12 protein-coding genes and 2 pseudogenes are annotated in these 13,870 nt (G+C 41.4%); 5 read left to right on the top strand and 9 right to left on the bottom strand.

From position 1 onward, the window contains the following. Positions 1 to 14: 14 nt before the first annotated feature. Entirely contained in the window at positions 15 to 1,004 is a 990-nt protein-coding gene (locus tag C9J47_RS06760; RefSeq protein ID WP_107252842.1) for an LPP20 family lipoprotein, read from the bottom strand. A gap of 229 nt (positions 1,005 to 1,233) precedes the next feature. Then, positions 1,234 to 1,576: pseudogene (locus C9J47_RS27300) on the bottom strand (IS4 family transposase); the annotation flags it as partial. 67 nt (positions 1,577 to 1,643) lie between these two features. On the opposite strand from C9J47_RS27300, the pseudogene C9J47_RS06750 reads away from it, so the two are divergent. Then, a pseudogene (locus C9J47_RS06750) lies at positions 1,644 to 1,934 on the top strand (SMP-30/gluconolactonase/LRE family protein); the annotation flags it as partial. A gap of 44 nt (positions 1,935 to 1,978) precedes the next feature. Here the strand turns inward: C9J47_RS06750 and C9J47_RS06745 are convergent. Both C9J47_RS06745 and C9J47_RS06740 read right to left on the bottom strand, forming a co-directional pair. Next, positions 1,979 to 2,371 (bottom strand): ribosome recycling factor family protein, encoded by a 393-nt coding sequence (locus C9J47_RS06745; RefSeq protein ID WP_107252840.1) that lies wholly within the window; start codon positions 2,369 to 2,371, stop codon positions 1,979 to 1,981. 143 nt (positions 2,372 to 2,514) lie between these two features. Next, positions 2,515 to 4,218, bottom strand: coding sequence for an FAD-dependent oxidoreductase (locus C9J47_RS06740; RefSeq protein ID WP_107252839.1), 1,704 nt, complete (start codon positions 4,216 to 4,218; stop codon positions 2,515 to 2,517). A gap of 201 nt (positions 4,219 to 4,419) precedes the next feature. Between C9J47_RS06740 and C9J47_RS06735 the strand changes: the two genes are divergently transcribed. Both C9J47_RS06735 and C9J47_RS06730 read left to right on the top strand, forming a co-directional pair. After that, a complete protein-coding gene (locus C9J47_RS06735) occupies positions 4,420 to 4,839 on the top strand; it encodes a YeeE/YedE family protein (RefSeq protein WP_107252838.1) in 420 nt (139 codons plus the stop codon). Positions 4,840 to 4,852: 13 nt separating this feature from the next. Then, positions 4,853 to 5,290, top strand: a complete 438-nt coding sequence (locus C9J47_RS06730; protein ID WP_107253449.1) for a YeeE/YedE family protein — start codon at positions 4,853 to 4,855, stop codon at positions 5,288 to 5,290. Positions 5,291 to 5,421: 131 nt separating this feature from the next. Here C9J47_RS06730 and C9J47_RS06725 read toward each other — a convergent pair whose 3' ends face one another. The 5 genes from C9J47_RS06725 to nirB form a co-directional block, all read right to left on the bottom strand. Then, positions 5,422 to 5,787 carry a SpoIIAA family protein gene (locus C9J47_RS06725; protein WP_107252837.1) on the bottom strand — a complete coding sequence of 122 codons (366 nt, stop codon included), beginning with the start codon at positions 5,785 to 5,787 and terminating at the stop codon, positions 5,422 to 5,424. Positions 5,788 to 5,950: 163 nt separating this feature from the next. Next, positions 5,951 to 6,814 (bottom strand): uroporphyrinogen-III C-methyltransferase, encoded by an 864-nt coding sequence (gene cobA / locus C9J47_RS06720; protein WP_107252836.1) that lies wholly within the window; start codon positions 6,812 to 6,814, stop codon positions 5,951 to 5,953. 44 nt (positions 6,815 to 6,858) lie between these two features. Next, positions 6,859 to 7,680, bottom strand: a complete 822-nt coding sequence (gene nirC, locus C9J47_RS06715; RefSeq protein WP_107252835.1) for a nitrite transporter NirC — start codon at positions 7,678 to 7,680, stop codon at positions 6,859 to 6,861. A 130-nt stretch (positions 7,681 to 7,810) separates the two neighbouring features. Next, entirely contained in the window at positions 7,811 to 8,137 is a 327-nt protein-coding gene (nirD, locus tag C9J47_RS06710; protein WP_107252834.1) for a nitrite reductase small subunit NirD, read from the bottom strand. Further along, positions 8,134 to 10,683, bottom strand: a complete 2,550-nt coding sequence (gene nirB, locus C9J47_RS06705; protein WP_107252833.1) for a nitrite reductase large subunit NirB — start codon at positions 10,681 to 10,683, stop codon at positions 8,134 to 8,136. Before nirB ends, nirD begins: the two co-directional genes overlap by 4 nt. 436 nt (positions 10,684 to 11,119) lie before the next feature. On the opposite strand from nirB, the gene C9J47_RS06700 reads away from it, so the two are divergent. Together C9J47_RS06700 and C9J47_RS06695 are read left to right on the top strand one after the other, a co-directional pair. Then, positions 11,120 to 13,396 (top strand): hypothetical protein, encoded by a 2,277-nt coding sequence (locus C9J47_RS06700; RefSeq protein WP_170107468.1) that lies wholly within the window; start codon positions 11,120 to 11,122, stop codon positions 13,394 to 13,396. Positions 13,397 to 13,617: 221 nt separating this feature from the next. Beyond that, positions 13,618 to 13,860: a hypothetical protein gene (locus C9J47_RS06695; RefSeq protein ID WP_107252831.1), complete on the top strand. Its 243-nt coding sequence runs from the start codon at positions 13,618 to 13,620 to the stop codon at positions 13,858 to 13,860. Positions 13,861 to 13,870 lie beyond the last annotated feature (10 nt).

Below are 13,870 nucleotides of genomic sequence, written 5' to 3'. Positions count from 1 at the left end.
CCAATGCGTTTTTATTATTGAGTAATTCCGAGTGACGTCCATAGACCATGGTCATCAATTTGTTGTGCAAAATGACGGCTAGCACCTTCATTCGCCATTTTGTAGCTAGTGACTGAGTTTCCTGAGGAGATGATCTCATTACTTGCGATCGTCTTACCTTTTTTATTTATAAGTTTAAGCTCAGTGACTAGTGTTGATACATAAGCATCACCTATAATGTTTTTACGCGGCTCGCTTATTAGAGTTAACGTATGTGTAGTGTATTTGTTATAGGTATTGGTGGTAGATATGTTCTCTAGTGAAAATTTATCACTTAATAATGAAGCTGATTTTTTATTTCTTTTATTTGTTTTGATTTGAATAAGAAGTGAACTATTTACACTACTTAATGATACTAGTGATTCATCCAGTAAAAGGGTATTAAACTTATCTTGTGGAGATACTACAGATAACATTGCAATTCTAATGAGTGCATCTTTTTTTAATTGAAAAGCATTTTGATTCTTTAACCACCATAATAATGAATCTGAATTTTTTAATGAATCTAATTGAGATTGTGCATTATTATTCAGCTGGTTTAGTTCTAAAATGAGCTGTTTTCTTACAAGCTCTTTTTTTACTCGAACTTCAACAAAAAAACCTAACTCGTTCTCTTCTGTATTCAAGAACTCAACACCGTTTAGTGTTAACTTTGCAGTTTTAGTATTGATTTTATTATCAATTAGGTTGTTTGATGTACTCTGCCCATTGTTTTCTTTGGCTACATCTCTCATATAGAAAGAAGAATCTACCTGTGTCCATAGCTTTTCATTGACATTATTGATCGCCATTTTTTTGGCGTGACTTAAACTTCTCCCCTGAGCTGCTGCATAAATATACTTATTTGTATCCGGTTTTGGTGAGGTATACCATTCTGGAGGAGTAGTGCTTGCACAGCCAGTAATAAATATTGTGATGCTGATCAATGTTATTTTAATACAGAGTGTGATTGAGATGAGTTTCATTAGATAGCTCACGAAATGAAAGTGACGTTATTCTATATAATAAAACTCATCAATCAATAATTAAAATATGTTAAATGTCTCTTTTTATTAAATTCGATCGATTTTGTACGCGGTATAATATGAAAAAGAAGCTGAATTCTAATGCCTGTGCTGTATTTAATGGCTTTTTGTATGAATGAAAATTGAATAAATCTCAGTGTTGATTTAAATGCTGGTGAGTTTTATATCGTCATGGATGATAATTATTCATCGACATTAGAATAAGAGTACACTTCATCCAGCGTATTTTTGATTTGTTGTGTGATATTTCAACTGTCGACAATCTCTTTTCAGAATATAACGAAATGAAATGTTTCGGCCTTTATCTCACCTGTCAAAAAAATGACGGCACCGCCAATTGTGCTCTGTAATAACCGCAAACCACCAATCGACCATAAATGTAAGTAGACCTATAAGCAGTAGAATATCGAATTGTTTAGAAGAATGGGGGTAGCTTTGGCGTAAGCCAAACCGTATTGCGGACTTTTTAAGTCACGAAACGTTTCTTCAATTTACATACGTTTGGTGTAGAGTCTGGCGATACACCGAGATGAAAAATTCCCTTAAGCGAAAGGATGCCCTCGCTGGGATGATCCTTTAGGCTGTTTCGCTATGTGGCGTGATGAAGGTTTTATACTGGCAGCTAAGTCAGGAATATACCGTTTAGAGAGCTGGGAAAGTAACCGTGAACTTGTTGCTCCCCTTATTTCTGAGTATCCGCGTATGCGTTTTAATGACGGTAGAGCGGCACCGAGTGGGCATTTTGTTGCTGGTACTCGTAATGGTGCCAAGTTAGGTGATCAAGGGCAGTTTTATCAATTGACTGAAAATGGTCAGACAAACCCGATGCCAATGTACGCTTGGGCATGCTGCTATTTAGCTATCCAGTAATCAATCAAGATAGACGAATGGTGATGTTATCTCAATTGCCGCCATTAAAACGAATCAGCGTCGAATCGAGCAAACCTAGCTTCTGTGATAGAGCAGTTAGTTATCTGCATTAGCTCAGCAAGCGTGATATTTGAATTCTGTATAACGAGTCTTTTTAATTTATCTTCTATTCGTTCTAGCTTGTCGTTGTATGTAGTGAGTCTTTCGTCAATTTTTCGTATTAGAAATTGCATGGCTTCAGGCTCAGAGAGTCGCAGCCTTTCAGACAGTTTTTTAAATGAATGTTCATTGCCAGCTACTTGCCAATTTCTAGAACGTCGAATTCGCTTGATTTCACAACCACACTCAAGGGCAACGAGCTTTGCCTTCTTTGTGTTGTCTGAGCCGATTCGATGAATTAATGATGGTAGGTGAGTCGTTATAGTTTTATCTGTCATCTGCCCAATATTGCATGTTATTTAATGAAAAATCCAATCGTACGCAATTAACTTGTATTAGGAATCGTGGTTCAAATCATATTTAAGTGTTTGAAATAAAAAAAGCCAGAACGGAATCTTTCTGGCTAGGATTTTGAGGTTGATTACATTTTCGCAAATTTATAAGTGCGGTACCCGCCGATAAGGTTTCGTGCTTTAAAGCCATTGTTGACCAGTTGACGATAAGCAACGTTACCGCGTAACCCAACCTGACAGTAAATAACGATTTCTTTATCTTTTGGTAGTTCGTGCATGCGCTGGCGAAGTTCATCGACAGGAATATTGAGCGTGCCTTCAATGTAGCCACCGTTCTCTAATTCCCCAGAATTACGCACATCAAGCAATACTTGGTCATCCGTTAGGTTATCTATCTCATCAAAGTGGATGGGTGTTGCGTCTCCCTTGATGATGTTATTGGCAACAAAGGCAGCTTGGTTGATAACATCTTTTGCGCTGCCATAAGGGGGCGCATAAGTCAGCTCTAAGTGTTGAAGTTGTTCAACCGTCATACCTGCACGCTGCGCAACGGCCATGATATCAATACGTTTATCGACACCATCTTTACCTGCTGCTTGCGCACCGAAAATCTTGCCTGATTTAGGGTCAAACAACATCTTGAACGAAACAATTTCTGCTCCAGGGTAATAGCTGGCGTGGCTCGCGGTGTGTACGTAGACTTTTTCATAATCAACGCCATCACGTTTAAGCTGCTTCTCGTTCTTGCCTGTAGCTGCGATAGCTAAATCGAAAATCTTACAAATCGCTGTGCCTTGTGTGCCTTGGTAGTTCTCATTTCGACCAAGCATATTGTCTGCCGCCATGCGACCTTGTCGATTTGCTGGGCCCGCAAGAGGTACTAGTGTTTGGTTACCTGTAACGAAATCAGTTTCTTCTATTGCATCGCCTACAGCATAGATTGCTGGATCGCTGGTCTGCATATTTGGCGTTGTCCAAATGCCACCTAACTCGCCAATTTTAAGCCCAGCTTCTGAAGCCAGTGTCGTTTCAGGGCGAACACCAATCGCCATAATAAGAAGATCAGTTTTTAGTGATTCACTGTTGCTGAGTGATAGGTTCAAATGCCCATTAATGTGTTGATGCTCGGTGCTTTCACCAGACTCAAAACTGGCAATGTGCGTCTCTGGTATATATTCAACGCCAGATAGGGCAATACCAAGGCGCAGATCAATGCCGTGATCGCGAATTTCGGCATGCGCAAAGCCAGCCATTTCTTTATCAACAGGCGTCATTACTTGGTCGGCAAGTTCTAGCAATGTGGTTTTAATGCCACGTTGGTGGAACGCTTCCATCATTTCAAGACCGATGAACCCACCACCTACAACTGTTGCGTGTTCGACATTGTTGGTTTCAATCGTCTGAAGGATGCGATCCATATCAGGAATATTACGCAGAGAATGCGTTAACGGATTTTTCACGCCAGGAATAGGTGGAACGATAGGGCCAGCACCAGGGCTTAGCAATAAAAAATCGTAACGTTCAGTGTATTCGTTTCCGTCTAATAGGTTTTTAACGGTCACTGTTTTTTCATTACGGTTAATGTTCACGACTTCGTTCATCACGCGAACATCAACATTAAAACGCGCCAAGAAACTTTCAGGTGTCTGTAGTAATAGTTTGCTGCGGTCCTGAATGTCGCCGCCAATATGATACGGTAAACCACAGTTAGCAAACGATACGAACTCGCCTCGTTCGAACATGATGATTTCGGCATCTTCACTCAAACGACGTGCTCTAGCTGCTGCTGAAGCACCACCTGCAACGCCTCCGACGATAAGAATTTTAGTCATCTATTACTTCCTTTCAATGCATCTTGAGGTAGCTTGGGTATAAGCTATTCCATCGGTATTGTAAGATACTATAAACAATCAATTAGTAAAAGCTAATAAAATATATGCTTTATTAGTTAAGGCTAAATTACTATTGACTAATTTTTATAATTTAGTAATCTCTAATTAACGAAATCTATGTTTGATTAGGAAAGAAAACATATGACATTTGAAATCCCATGGGATGCATTACGTGGCGGTATGTTACTTGGGCTAGCCGCAGCGTTGTTATTAATAATGAATGGAAGAATCGCAGGCATAAGTGGCATTGTTTCTGGGTTACTTAAACCCGTTAAAGGTGAAGTGTCGTGGCGGCTTCTTTTTGTTCTAGGCATGGTGATGAGTGGGGCACTGGCACCTTTACTTGGCTTTAACGTACCGGAATCGCTACCTGTCACATCAGTATTTTGGGTTGCGTTGGCTGGGTTACTTGTCGGTATTGGCACGAAGCTTGGTAACGGTTGTACAAGTGGGCATGGGATTTGTGGAATGGGGCGTTTATCTAAACGTTCGATTGTTGCGACTTGTGTCTTTATGGCCGTTGCGTTTGTGACGGTATTTGTCCGTTTACATCTTTTATAAGAGCATGATGAATATGAATCTATTATCTAAGGTGATTGCACTTATAGCGGGGCTGCTGTTTGGATTAGGCATGATGATGTCTGGAATGGTTGATCCCACTAAAGTCATTGGCTTTCTTGATATTGCGGGCGATTGGGATCCTAGCTTAGCATTCGTGATGGGTGGGGCATTGTTAGTGTTTACGCCAATTTACTTGTTAGTGATTAAAAAGCGTGAAAAGCCTGTGTGTAGCCGTGAGTTTCAAATCAGTTCAAATAATACGGTTGATAAGCGTTTAATCAGTGGTGCGGCATTATTTGGTTTAGGGTGGGGTATTGCAGGCATTTGTCCAGGACCTGCCTTTACATCGCTTTCTGCGTTGAATAGTTCGATGTTGTTATTTATTGCTTTTATGCTGGCGGGTATGTGGTTGGGCATTAAAATTGATGAAAAACGTTCTGCGCTAGCGTAACTTTTCTTGCTTGGATATTAAGCTAGACAGATTAAGCTCTTATGAAGAGGGTACGTTGCTAATTACGATGTTTCACTATGTTAGGTTATTCGGTCAGTAATTTAATAAGTAATTAGCAGCGTTTGATTATGTTATTGAGTTAGCCATGCTTCGGCATTTTCAGTGTCATTGGGTGGAAAGCCTTTAATGTCTAATCCTGGAAATAACATACCTTCTAGTTCACTGATTTTTCGTATCCATTGTTGTTCGGCAAGCACTGCCACTTTTTTAAATTTACGTGTGTGGCGAAAAAGTTCAGGCAAACGAGTGAGTTCTATACCTATAGCACTGAGTGTCGGAAAATCGAATTCGTGAATGGTGTATAGCATAGTGCCATTTTCTACATCTTTGGTTTTATCCACGAATTCATCTAATAGTGCTTTCATTTCTTCGCTATCAAGTTTGCCGCCGAATGACATATCAATACGATTGTCACCACATTGCGTTATTTCAAACATACGTACCTCAACTACAGTTGTTAACCAACTGTACTCATTTTAGTGCACGTTTGCAGATATTAGGTGATAAATTACGAAAAACCAGAGGACATAACCTTCGATATTAGTTTAAACAACTATCTAAGGTCTGTTCTCGGCTTTTATACTTTGTTAAAAAAAGAGTTTATAAACCTGCTACTTTGGCTATTGGAGCAACTCGCATTTCAGAGTATTCGTCATGGATATTTTTTTCTGGTGCAAACCATGACAACTTATGAGTAAGCTGTGTAACACTGCCAATAATAATTAAGGATGGGCTTTGTGCATGTTCAGCAATAATGTCTAATGTTTGAAGTGAGCAAGGTAGTACACGTTGCTGTTTGCTTGTACCACGTTCAACAATAGCAACAGGTGTCGAAGGTGACATGCCGTTAGCTTCTAATCGACGGCGAATTTCACCGCTTTGGCTTAATCCCATATAGAACACTAAAGTGTGGTTTGAACGGGCCAATGAGGCCCAATCAATTTGCTCTTTTTCTGATTTTAGGTGACCTGTAATAAATTGCACACTTTGCGCATGATCACGGTGAGTCAGAGGAATACCAGCATAAGCCGCACAACCCGCCGCAGCCGTAATACCGGGTACCACTTCAAATGGAATTTGGTATGGCAGTAATGCTTCTAGTTCTTCACCACCACGACCAAATATAAATGGGTCGCCGCCTTTTAGGCGAACCACCAATTTACCTTTTAATGCATGCTCAACTAAAATCTGGTTAATACCCTCTTGCGGTACACAATGGTGTCCTGCACGTTTTCCCACAAAGACTAATTCAGTGCTTTCTGGCGCAAGTGCCACAATATCGTTAGAGACAAGTCGGTCATACACGATGACATCAGCTTGCTGAATAAGACGCAGCGCTTTCACGGTTAGCAAATCAGGATCGCCCGGCCCTGCACCAACAAGTACGACTTTACCGAGTTGAGTGTTATCACGTTTCTGATTCACTGCTTGGTTTAGCTGACTTACTGTATTGATAGTTGCCATTGTATGCTTACTCCGCGTCATTATTCGGTATGTTCAGTCTGGTATTAAGCTGTTTGGGTCACGTTGTTAGTCAGTTCTTTTTTTGCAGAAGCAAGCAAAGGACGTTGCGCTTTGGGTGTAGAAAACCAGTAACCTAAGCCTACAAAGACAACACCAGAAATCGTATTACCCACAGTTACCCAAAGTAGATTGTGACCAATGCCTGCTAATGTGAAGGCTTCTTTATGTTCACCAAAGTAAGACAGAGCAAAAATAGTCATGTTAGCCACAGAGTGTTCGAAACCTGATGCGATGAAGGCAAGCAAACACCACCAGATAGCGATGAATTTTGATGAACCTTCAACACGCTGGCACATCCAAATAGCCAGACAAACTAGCCAATTACATAGAATACCTTTAAACAAAAGTACTGACGCTGGGGCGGCTGTTTTTGCCATCGCCACGTTGTTTAATAAGCTGTTGCTATCAGGTAATAATTTACCGCCGCCAGCATAGAAGAACAGTAGGGCGACACCGACAGAGCCAATTAAATTACCCATCCACGTTTGAGGTAGTACGCGTAAGGTATCTGCAACAGTGATTTGACCTGTTTTTACACCAAAAGTAAGGAACATAGTGTGTCCGGTGTATAGCTCAGAGCCAGCGATAATAACGAGTGTTAAAGCAAGACCAAATGTACTACCCATTACCAGTGAACGGATTGATGGATCAACCATGTTCCCCAGTGTGAATATCAAAATAATGCCTAAACCAACATAAGCACCAGCCATGGCAGAGCTTAGCCAGAATCCAAATCTTTCTTTATCTGCAAAATCGACGATACGTGCAGCGGTAGCTGAACATTTCTTGATTGTATCTGCGTACATGTAGTTCTTCCTTAAGTTAAATCGAAATCTTTTTGGAATAGATAAAAGAAGTATCCATACTCATTCCAAAAAGCAGGGAATTCAAAACAACTGGAGATGCTGAATTCCCTGAATGATGTTTCTAACTATTCTATGCTGCGACTTGAACGTCGCCGTTTTCTACTTGTATCTGGTAGCTTTTTACTGAAACGTCAGCGTTTTCTAAACAACGCCCATCTTTTAAAGCGAATCGCTGTTTTTTCAATGGACTTGCAACCCAGAGTTCACCATCATGTTCACAAATTAAACCGCGAGATAGCACGTTTGAGCGTGCAAATGGGTCCATGTTGTCGATGGCAAAAAGTTCTTCTGACGCGTATGGGCGAAAGATAGCAACTTGCTCGCCTTCAATAAGAGCACATACCCCTGTGCCTGGCATCAAGTCGTCAATTGCACATACTGAAATCCACCGGCTCATACTTTTTCCTCCAATGAAATAGTGTAGATTGGCGCTTTTTCATTTTCAGTTGCAGGGCGATGTTGTTCACGTTCGGGAACGAAAGCGACATTGCTGTCACGCTCTGAAGAGTTAATGAAATGATTGAAACGCTTCAATTGGTTGTCATCTTCAAGTGTTGTTGTCCATTCACACTGGAAGCTAGCAATCAGTTTCTCAACATCGGCTTCAAGTTGAGCATTGATGCCTAACTTGTCGTTGATGATCACATCGCGCAGGTATTCGATACCGCCTTCTAAGTTTTCTAACCATACCGATGTACGCTGTACCTTATCGGCAGTACGTATATAGAACATCATGTAGCGGTCGATGTATTTAATTAGTGTGTCTTTATCAAGGTCGGCTGCTAATAAATCAGCATGGCGAGGTTTCATACCACCGTTACCACACACATACATATTCCAACCAGCATCCGTTGCAATGATACCCAGATCTTTACCTTGTGCTTCCGCACATTCACGGGTACAACCCGATACACCGAACTTCATTTTGTGTGGTGTGCGAATACCTTTGTAGCGATTTTCTAGAGCAACACCTAGAGCGGTACTGTCTTGAACACCAAAGCGACACCAAGTGCTACCTACGCATGTTTTTGCCATGCGAAGGGCTTTTGCATAGGCTTGACCTGTTTCAAAACCAGCAGCAATCAATTTTTCCCAAATAGCAGGAAGGTCATCTTTGTGTGCACCGAATAAGCCAATACGCTGTGCACCTGTAATTTTGGTGTACAAGTTGTAGTCGTTAGCCACTTGAGCAATGGCAAGTAATGCTACTGGTGTAACTTCGCCTCCCGCCATACGCGGAATAACAGAGTATGTACCGTCTTTTTGCATGTTGCCAAGGAAGATATCGTTGGTATCTTGCAGTTGCGTATTGTCTTTAGTTAGAACGTAATCGTTCCAGCTAGACGCAAGAATAGAGCCGACGGTTGGCTTACAAACTTCACAGCCGTAGCCTTTACCGTATTTCTTTAATAATTCGTCGAATGATTTGATTTCTTCAACACGAATGAGGTGGAATAGCTCTTGGCGAGAATATTCAAAGTGCTCACATAAGTGATTTTTAACTTCGATACCGGCTTTTGCTAGCTCAGCATTCAGTACTTGTGTAATCAGTGGAATACAACCACCACAACCCGTACCCGCACCCGTTACAGCTTTAATTTCACCTAATGTTGTATGGCCATCCGCAACAGCGGTTGCAATCTTGCCTTTAGTCACATCGAAACATGAACAGATAACTGCTGTTTCAGGTAACGAGTCTGCACCCATTGATGGCTTTTCTGCACCAGCGTGGGCAGGCAAAATCAATGTATCTGGATGCTTAGGCAGATCCATATCATTAAGCTTAAGTTGCAGTAGATTACCGTAATCGGATGTATCGCCGACTAATACCGCGCCTAATAACTTTTTACCGTCTTCAGAAACGATGATGCGTTTATACACTTCTTCGTTTTCATCAAGGTAAACGTAGCTCTTACAGTTAGGTGTACGACCATTCGCATCGCCAATACTGCCTACTTTTACGCCAAGCAATTTTAGCTTCGCGCTCATGTCTGCGCCTTCGAATGTTTTGTCTTCACCAATAAGGTGGCTAACAGCAACTTGTGCCATTTTGTAGCCCGGTGCGACTAAGCCGTAGAATATTTCATTCCACGATGCACATTCACCAATTGCGTAAACATCTTCGTCTGATGTCAGGCAAGTGTTATTGATTGCAATACCACCGCGACGACCTGTTGCCAAGCCACATTGCATTGCGAGTTTATCTTGTGGGCGAATACCAGTAGAGAACACGATGAAATCGACTTCTAGCGATGTGCCATCAGCAAAGTTCATGGTGTTGCGTGCTTCAGTACCTTCTGCCAAGATTTCTTTGGTGTTTTTGCCTGTGTGTACTTTCACACCCAGCTTTTCGATCTTGTTACGAAGCTGCTCACCGCCTTGGCGATCAAGCTGTTCAGCCATCAATACGGGAGCAAATTCGATAACGTGTGTTTCAACACCAAGTGCTTTTAATGCACCAGCGGCTTCAAGCCCGAGTAAACCGCCACCAACAACAACGCCACTTTTACTGCGTTTGGCTGTTGCTTCAATGGTCTTTAAATCTTCGATTGTACGGTAAACGAAACAGTCTTTTCCTTCGTTACCTTTAATTGGTGGCACCCAAGGATAAGAACCTGTCGCCATGATCAATTTGTCGTATTTAATTTCACGACCAGTATTCGAGTAAATGATTTTTTGAGCGCGGTTGATTGTGATAGCACGTTCACCAATAAGGACATTGATGCCGTGTTTCTCATAGAAGCCTTCTTTTACTAAAGAAAGTTCATCTGCAGTGTGGTGCGAGAAGTAAGAAGACAGGTGAACCCTGTCATATGCAATGCGTGGTTCTTCACAGAAAACTGTTACTTCAAAATTTTCCATGTCTGCTTTATCGACAAGTTCTTCGATATAGCGATGGCCGACCATACCGTTTCCGATAATTGCCAATCTGACTTTGCTCATAATATCCTCTTAACGAAGGCGTTAAATCTGATTGGATAATAATAAGTCAGCTTGTGAATGAATATGATGTAAATCAACCACACTTTAAAATAACCCTAAAGAGGTATACCTTTATTATCAGTAACTTATGAGTGGTATTTTATTTTTATGCTGTATATTGAAAGAAAATTACACGAAATATGAATGATTTATGAGTGGTTGTGAGCAAATAATCATTTTGAGTGATGGTATTTAAATAAAAAATATTTACGGCCAGGTACGAGTAAGTATTTACTTTGTGCATGTATTTAACTGCAACTATACATCTCGCTTTTATAGTTAAAATCAAATGGTTAGTTGGTTTCACACTTAGTGAAGATTTTACATTCCTCTAACATTTCTCTATGGGTTGGTTTGTAGGGTGCATATGCGTCTATACACCTACATAGGAAATATAATGAATATAAAAAAACTACATTACTGCTTGTTGCCGTTTGCTGCTTTGTTAACTGGTTGTTTTGATGATAGCGAACTTGAGGTAGATACAAGGCAATACATAACTTACGATTTAAAAGCACTGCATTATCCGAATGATCTTTATTTAACTGGGAGTGATGGCACGATTGAGCTGCCGTCTGAATCTACTGATGAAGTGGATTACCAAAATTATGAAAATGTTTATGGGGCACTTGATGGTTGGTCGACGGGGTATAAAATTCGTTTGCCGCTTTCTGGTGTCGAAACCGATATCGATGAAGGAACTTTGGCTGGCAATATAGTTGTTTATGATGTTGCGGCAGGGAAGTTACTGGGTGAAGATAAATTCATCAGCCGTGTCTCCGCTGAACGTGAAATTGAAATACTACCTACCGAAGTATTGCCTGAATCCACAAGCTATATTCTTGCGGTTACCGCTGGGGTAAAAGATCTTGATGGTGTGCCATTAAGAAAAGATTATAACTATGAGCAACTCGCACAAGGGAAAGTGCTTGACGGTGAAGCAAGTAGTAGTGATGCCATTGCGCAGATAGCCCAGAATGAAAGCTTACTCAAACAGGTCGGCGTAACGAACGAGGTTGTCTACAGCGCTGCTTTTACAACACAAAGCATTATGCCTGTAATGGAGGCTGGCCGAGCGTTGATTCCTGATGATATAGCGCTCAATGACAGCTTTAGTCATTTAACAGAAATTGCTGTTGGCGGTGGTGGGCTATCAAAATATGATACATACGGCACGACGGTAACTTTACCGTATTATCTGGAGTCACCGACTTCGGTTAATGACTGCAAAGTGTTGACGTTATCTGGCACTCAACTGACTGAAGAGGAAAAATTGGCTGTTCGAGCAGATCCTATTGGTAGCTGCCCTGCGCTTTATAGCTGGTGGGAAGACAGTGCAAAAGGGTTTGTTCATGGTGGTAATACTGCGCTGACAAAGAAATCAGACCAAACTGTACCTGTGGTTATTTATGCACCTAAAGGCTGGGATGGTACACCATTGCCGGCAGCTATTTTTGTCCATGGTATTACTGGTTGGAAAGAATCTGCAGCAACCATGGTGGCAAGTATTACCAGTAGAGATGGTAAAAAAGGAAGGGACAGGCTTGTTATTGCCATTGATCAGCCGCTTCATGGTTCGACAAAAACGGATGGTGGTCGAGGTGTTGATCTTGATGGTGACGGTATCCTAGACATTACCGCTACCAGCACGGACGAATTTGAAAACAAATCTGTTTACCTCAATCTATCAAGCCCCTTAACTTTACGTGATAACCAACGCCAAGCGGTGCTTGATCAGTTAGCCTTACGTAAAGCGCTTAATAACACGAGTTTTATTGAGAAAAGAGTGGGAACTGATAACGCAGAAGTTAGTTTGATTGGTCATTCTCTAGGTGGGATTGTATCAACTATGGTAAGCGAAATGTCACAAAATGATAGCTCTAAAGCTGGTGATGAATTCAAGTTTACCACTGTCAATCTTGCTGTTCCGGGTATGGGCTTAACCGATATTATGTTGAACTCGCCATTATTGAGCGGTGAGGTTGTTAGTGAGATTAAAGCCTCAACAGATGTGCAATTAGCGGTGGCAAGCATGTTGGGTCTTTATGATGAGAGTACTGATACCCCGCAGGAAGGGTTAGCAGCGATTGATGCGTACCGTCTTGAAGATGAGGAAAAGGTCGTTAAATTTGAAAATATTGTTTACGACATGGTTGCCCCTGCTCTGTTGCAGGCAACGCAAACAACTGTCGATGGTGGCGATCCCGCTAACTTTACGACAGAGCAAGCAAACAGTGCCCAACCGATTTTGTTATTGGAAGCAGTAGGTAACTGTGGTGATGGTTCAACCCCTGAATGTGAAGTGGGGGTTGAGTATATATCAGACAATGTGGTTGTTAACTCTGTTGAGGGTATTCCGTTAACAGGAACTGAGCCTTTAATTACGCATTTAGGGTTAGATGCTATTACTGCAGATATAACAATGAGTACAGATGTCATAAAAGGGGTTATTCGAGTGAAGTCGGGCGGTCATGGAACTTACCTCTTTCCTTATGAAGGTCCTGTTAACGAAGATGGAGTGCCTGGGTCAGTGAATGGTCACATGGGTTACCTGAATGAGTCGATGGCAATGCAACAGGAAGCAGTAGCATCCTTTATTAATAGTGATGGTGAATACGTGAATATTATTAATCCAGTACATGTTGAGGGTGAAGTGCCTCCTCCTGTAAATTGATGCTTCTGAAAATGATCGGTTCTTAGTTACATAAATAAACCCATCCTCTTGCGTGGTTGCAGTACCACTAAAATAGAGGGTGGGTTAGTTTGCTCATGCAGCTAAAAGGTGAATTAATAGACAGATACCGGTTTCATAGTATTACAAAGAGAAATTAAGGCTTGCATCTGCGTCTCGATTTGGTAAAACAAAGTATGACCTCAAGGAAGCAGGTGTCCAATATGACGATTGCCAATAAATTACTTAGCCCTGCCATTGAAGCCCAAGCAAAAAAGGAAGGGGCACTGAACGCGCTAGAAGCGGTGTATGTAAAAGCCCGTTACGCCAGATTCAAAAAAGTTAATTGGGGAGGTCGTATTTTCGACGGTATCCAATTTGGCGACGGCAGTTTAATTGCAGTGAAGCCCGGTGCTTTTAATCGGTTAACGTTGGTATCGGTTGAGCATGAAAGCATGCTGGAGTAGCCTTTGGTGT

It is taken from the genome of Photobacterium indicum, from assembly GCF_003026215.1.
In the GTDB taxonomy this organism is placed as follows: domain Bacteria; phylum Pseudomonadota; class Gammaproteobacteria; order Enterobacterales; family Vibrionaceae; genus Photobacterium; species Photobacterium indicum.
This window is presented reverse-complemented; position numbering and strand designations above follow the sequence as displayed.

What these genes read in the sequence shown, in the direction of transcription:
- nirD (WP_107252834.1), bottom strand. Translation starts at nt 8,137, where the DNA reads ATGAGCCGGTGGATTTCAGTATGTGCAATTGACGACTTGATGCCAGGC.
- nirC (WP_107252835.1), bottom strand. Translation starts at nt 7,680, where the DNA reads ATGTACGCAGATACAATCAAGAAATGTTCAGCTACCGCTGCACGTATC.
- C9J47_RS06725 (WP_107252837.1), bottom strand. Translation starts at nt 5,787, where the DNA reads ATGTTTGAAATAACGCAATGTGGTGACAATCGTATTGATATGTCATTC.
- C9J47_RS06730 (WP_107253449.1), top strand. Translation starts at nt 4,853, where the DNA reads ATGAATCTATTATCTAAGGTGATTGCACTTATAGCGGGGCTGCTGTTT.
- C9J47_RS06735 (WP_107252838.1), top strand. Translation starts at nt 4,420, where the DNA reads ATGACATTTGAAATCCCATGGGATGCATTACGTGGCGGTATGTTACTT.
- C9J47_RS06745 (WP_107252840.1), bottom strand. Translation starts at nt 2,371, where the DNA reads ATGACAGATAAAACTATAACGACTCACCTACCATCATTAATTCATCGA.
- nirB (WP_107252833.1), bottom strand. Translation starts at nt 10,683, where the DNA reads ATGAGCAAAGTCAGATTGGCAATTATCGGAAACGGTATGGTCGGCCAT.
- C9J47_RS06695 (WP_107252831.1), top strand. Translation starts at nt 13,618, where the DNA reads ATGACGATTGCCAATAAATTACTTAGCCCTGCCATTGAAGCCCAAGCA.
- C9J47_RS06700 (WP_170107468.1), top strand. Translation starts at nt 11,120, where the DNA reads ATGAATATAAAAAAACTACATTACTGCTTGTTGCCGTTTGCTGCTTTG.
- C9J47_RS06760 (WP_107252842.1), bottom strand. Translation starts at nt 1,004, where the DNA reads ATGAAACTCATCTCAATCACACTCTGTATTAAAATAACATTGATCAGC.
- cobA (WP_107252836.1), bottom strand. Translation starts at nt 6,814, where the DNA reads ATGGCAACTATCAATACAGTAAGTCAGCTAAACCAAGCAGTGAATCAG.
- C9J47_RS06740 (WP_107252839.1), bottom strand. Translation starts at nt 4,218, where the DNA reads ATGACTAAAATTCTTATCGTCGGAGGCGTTGCAGGTGGTGCTTCAGCA.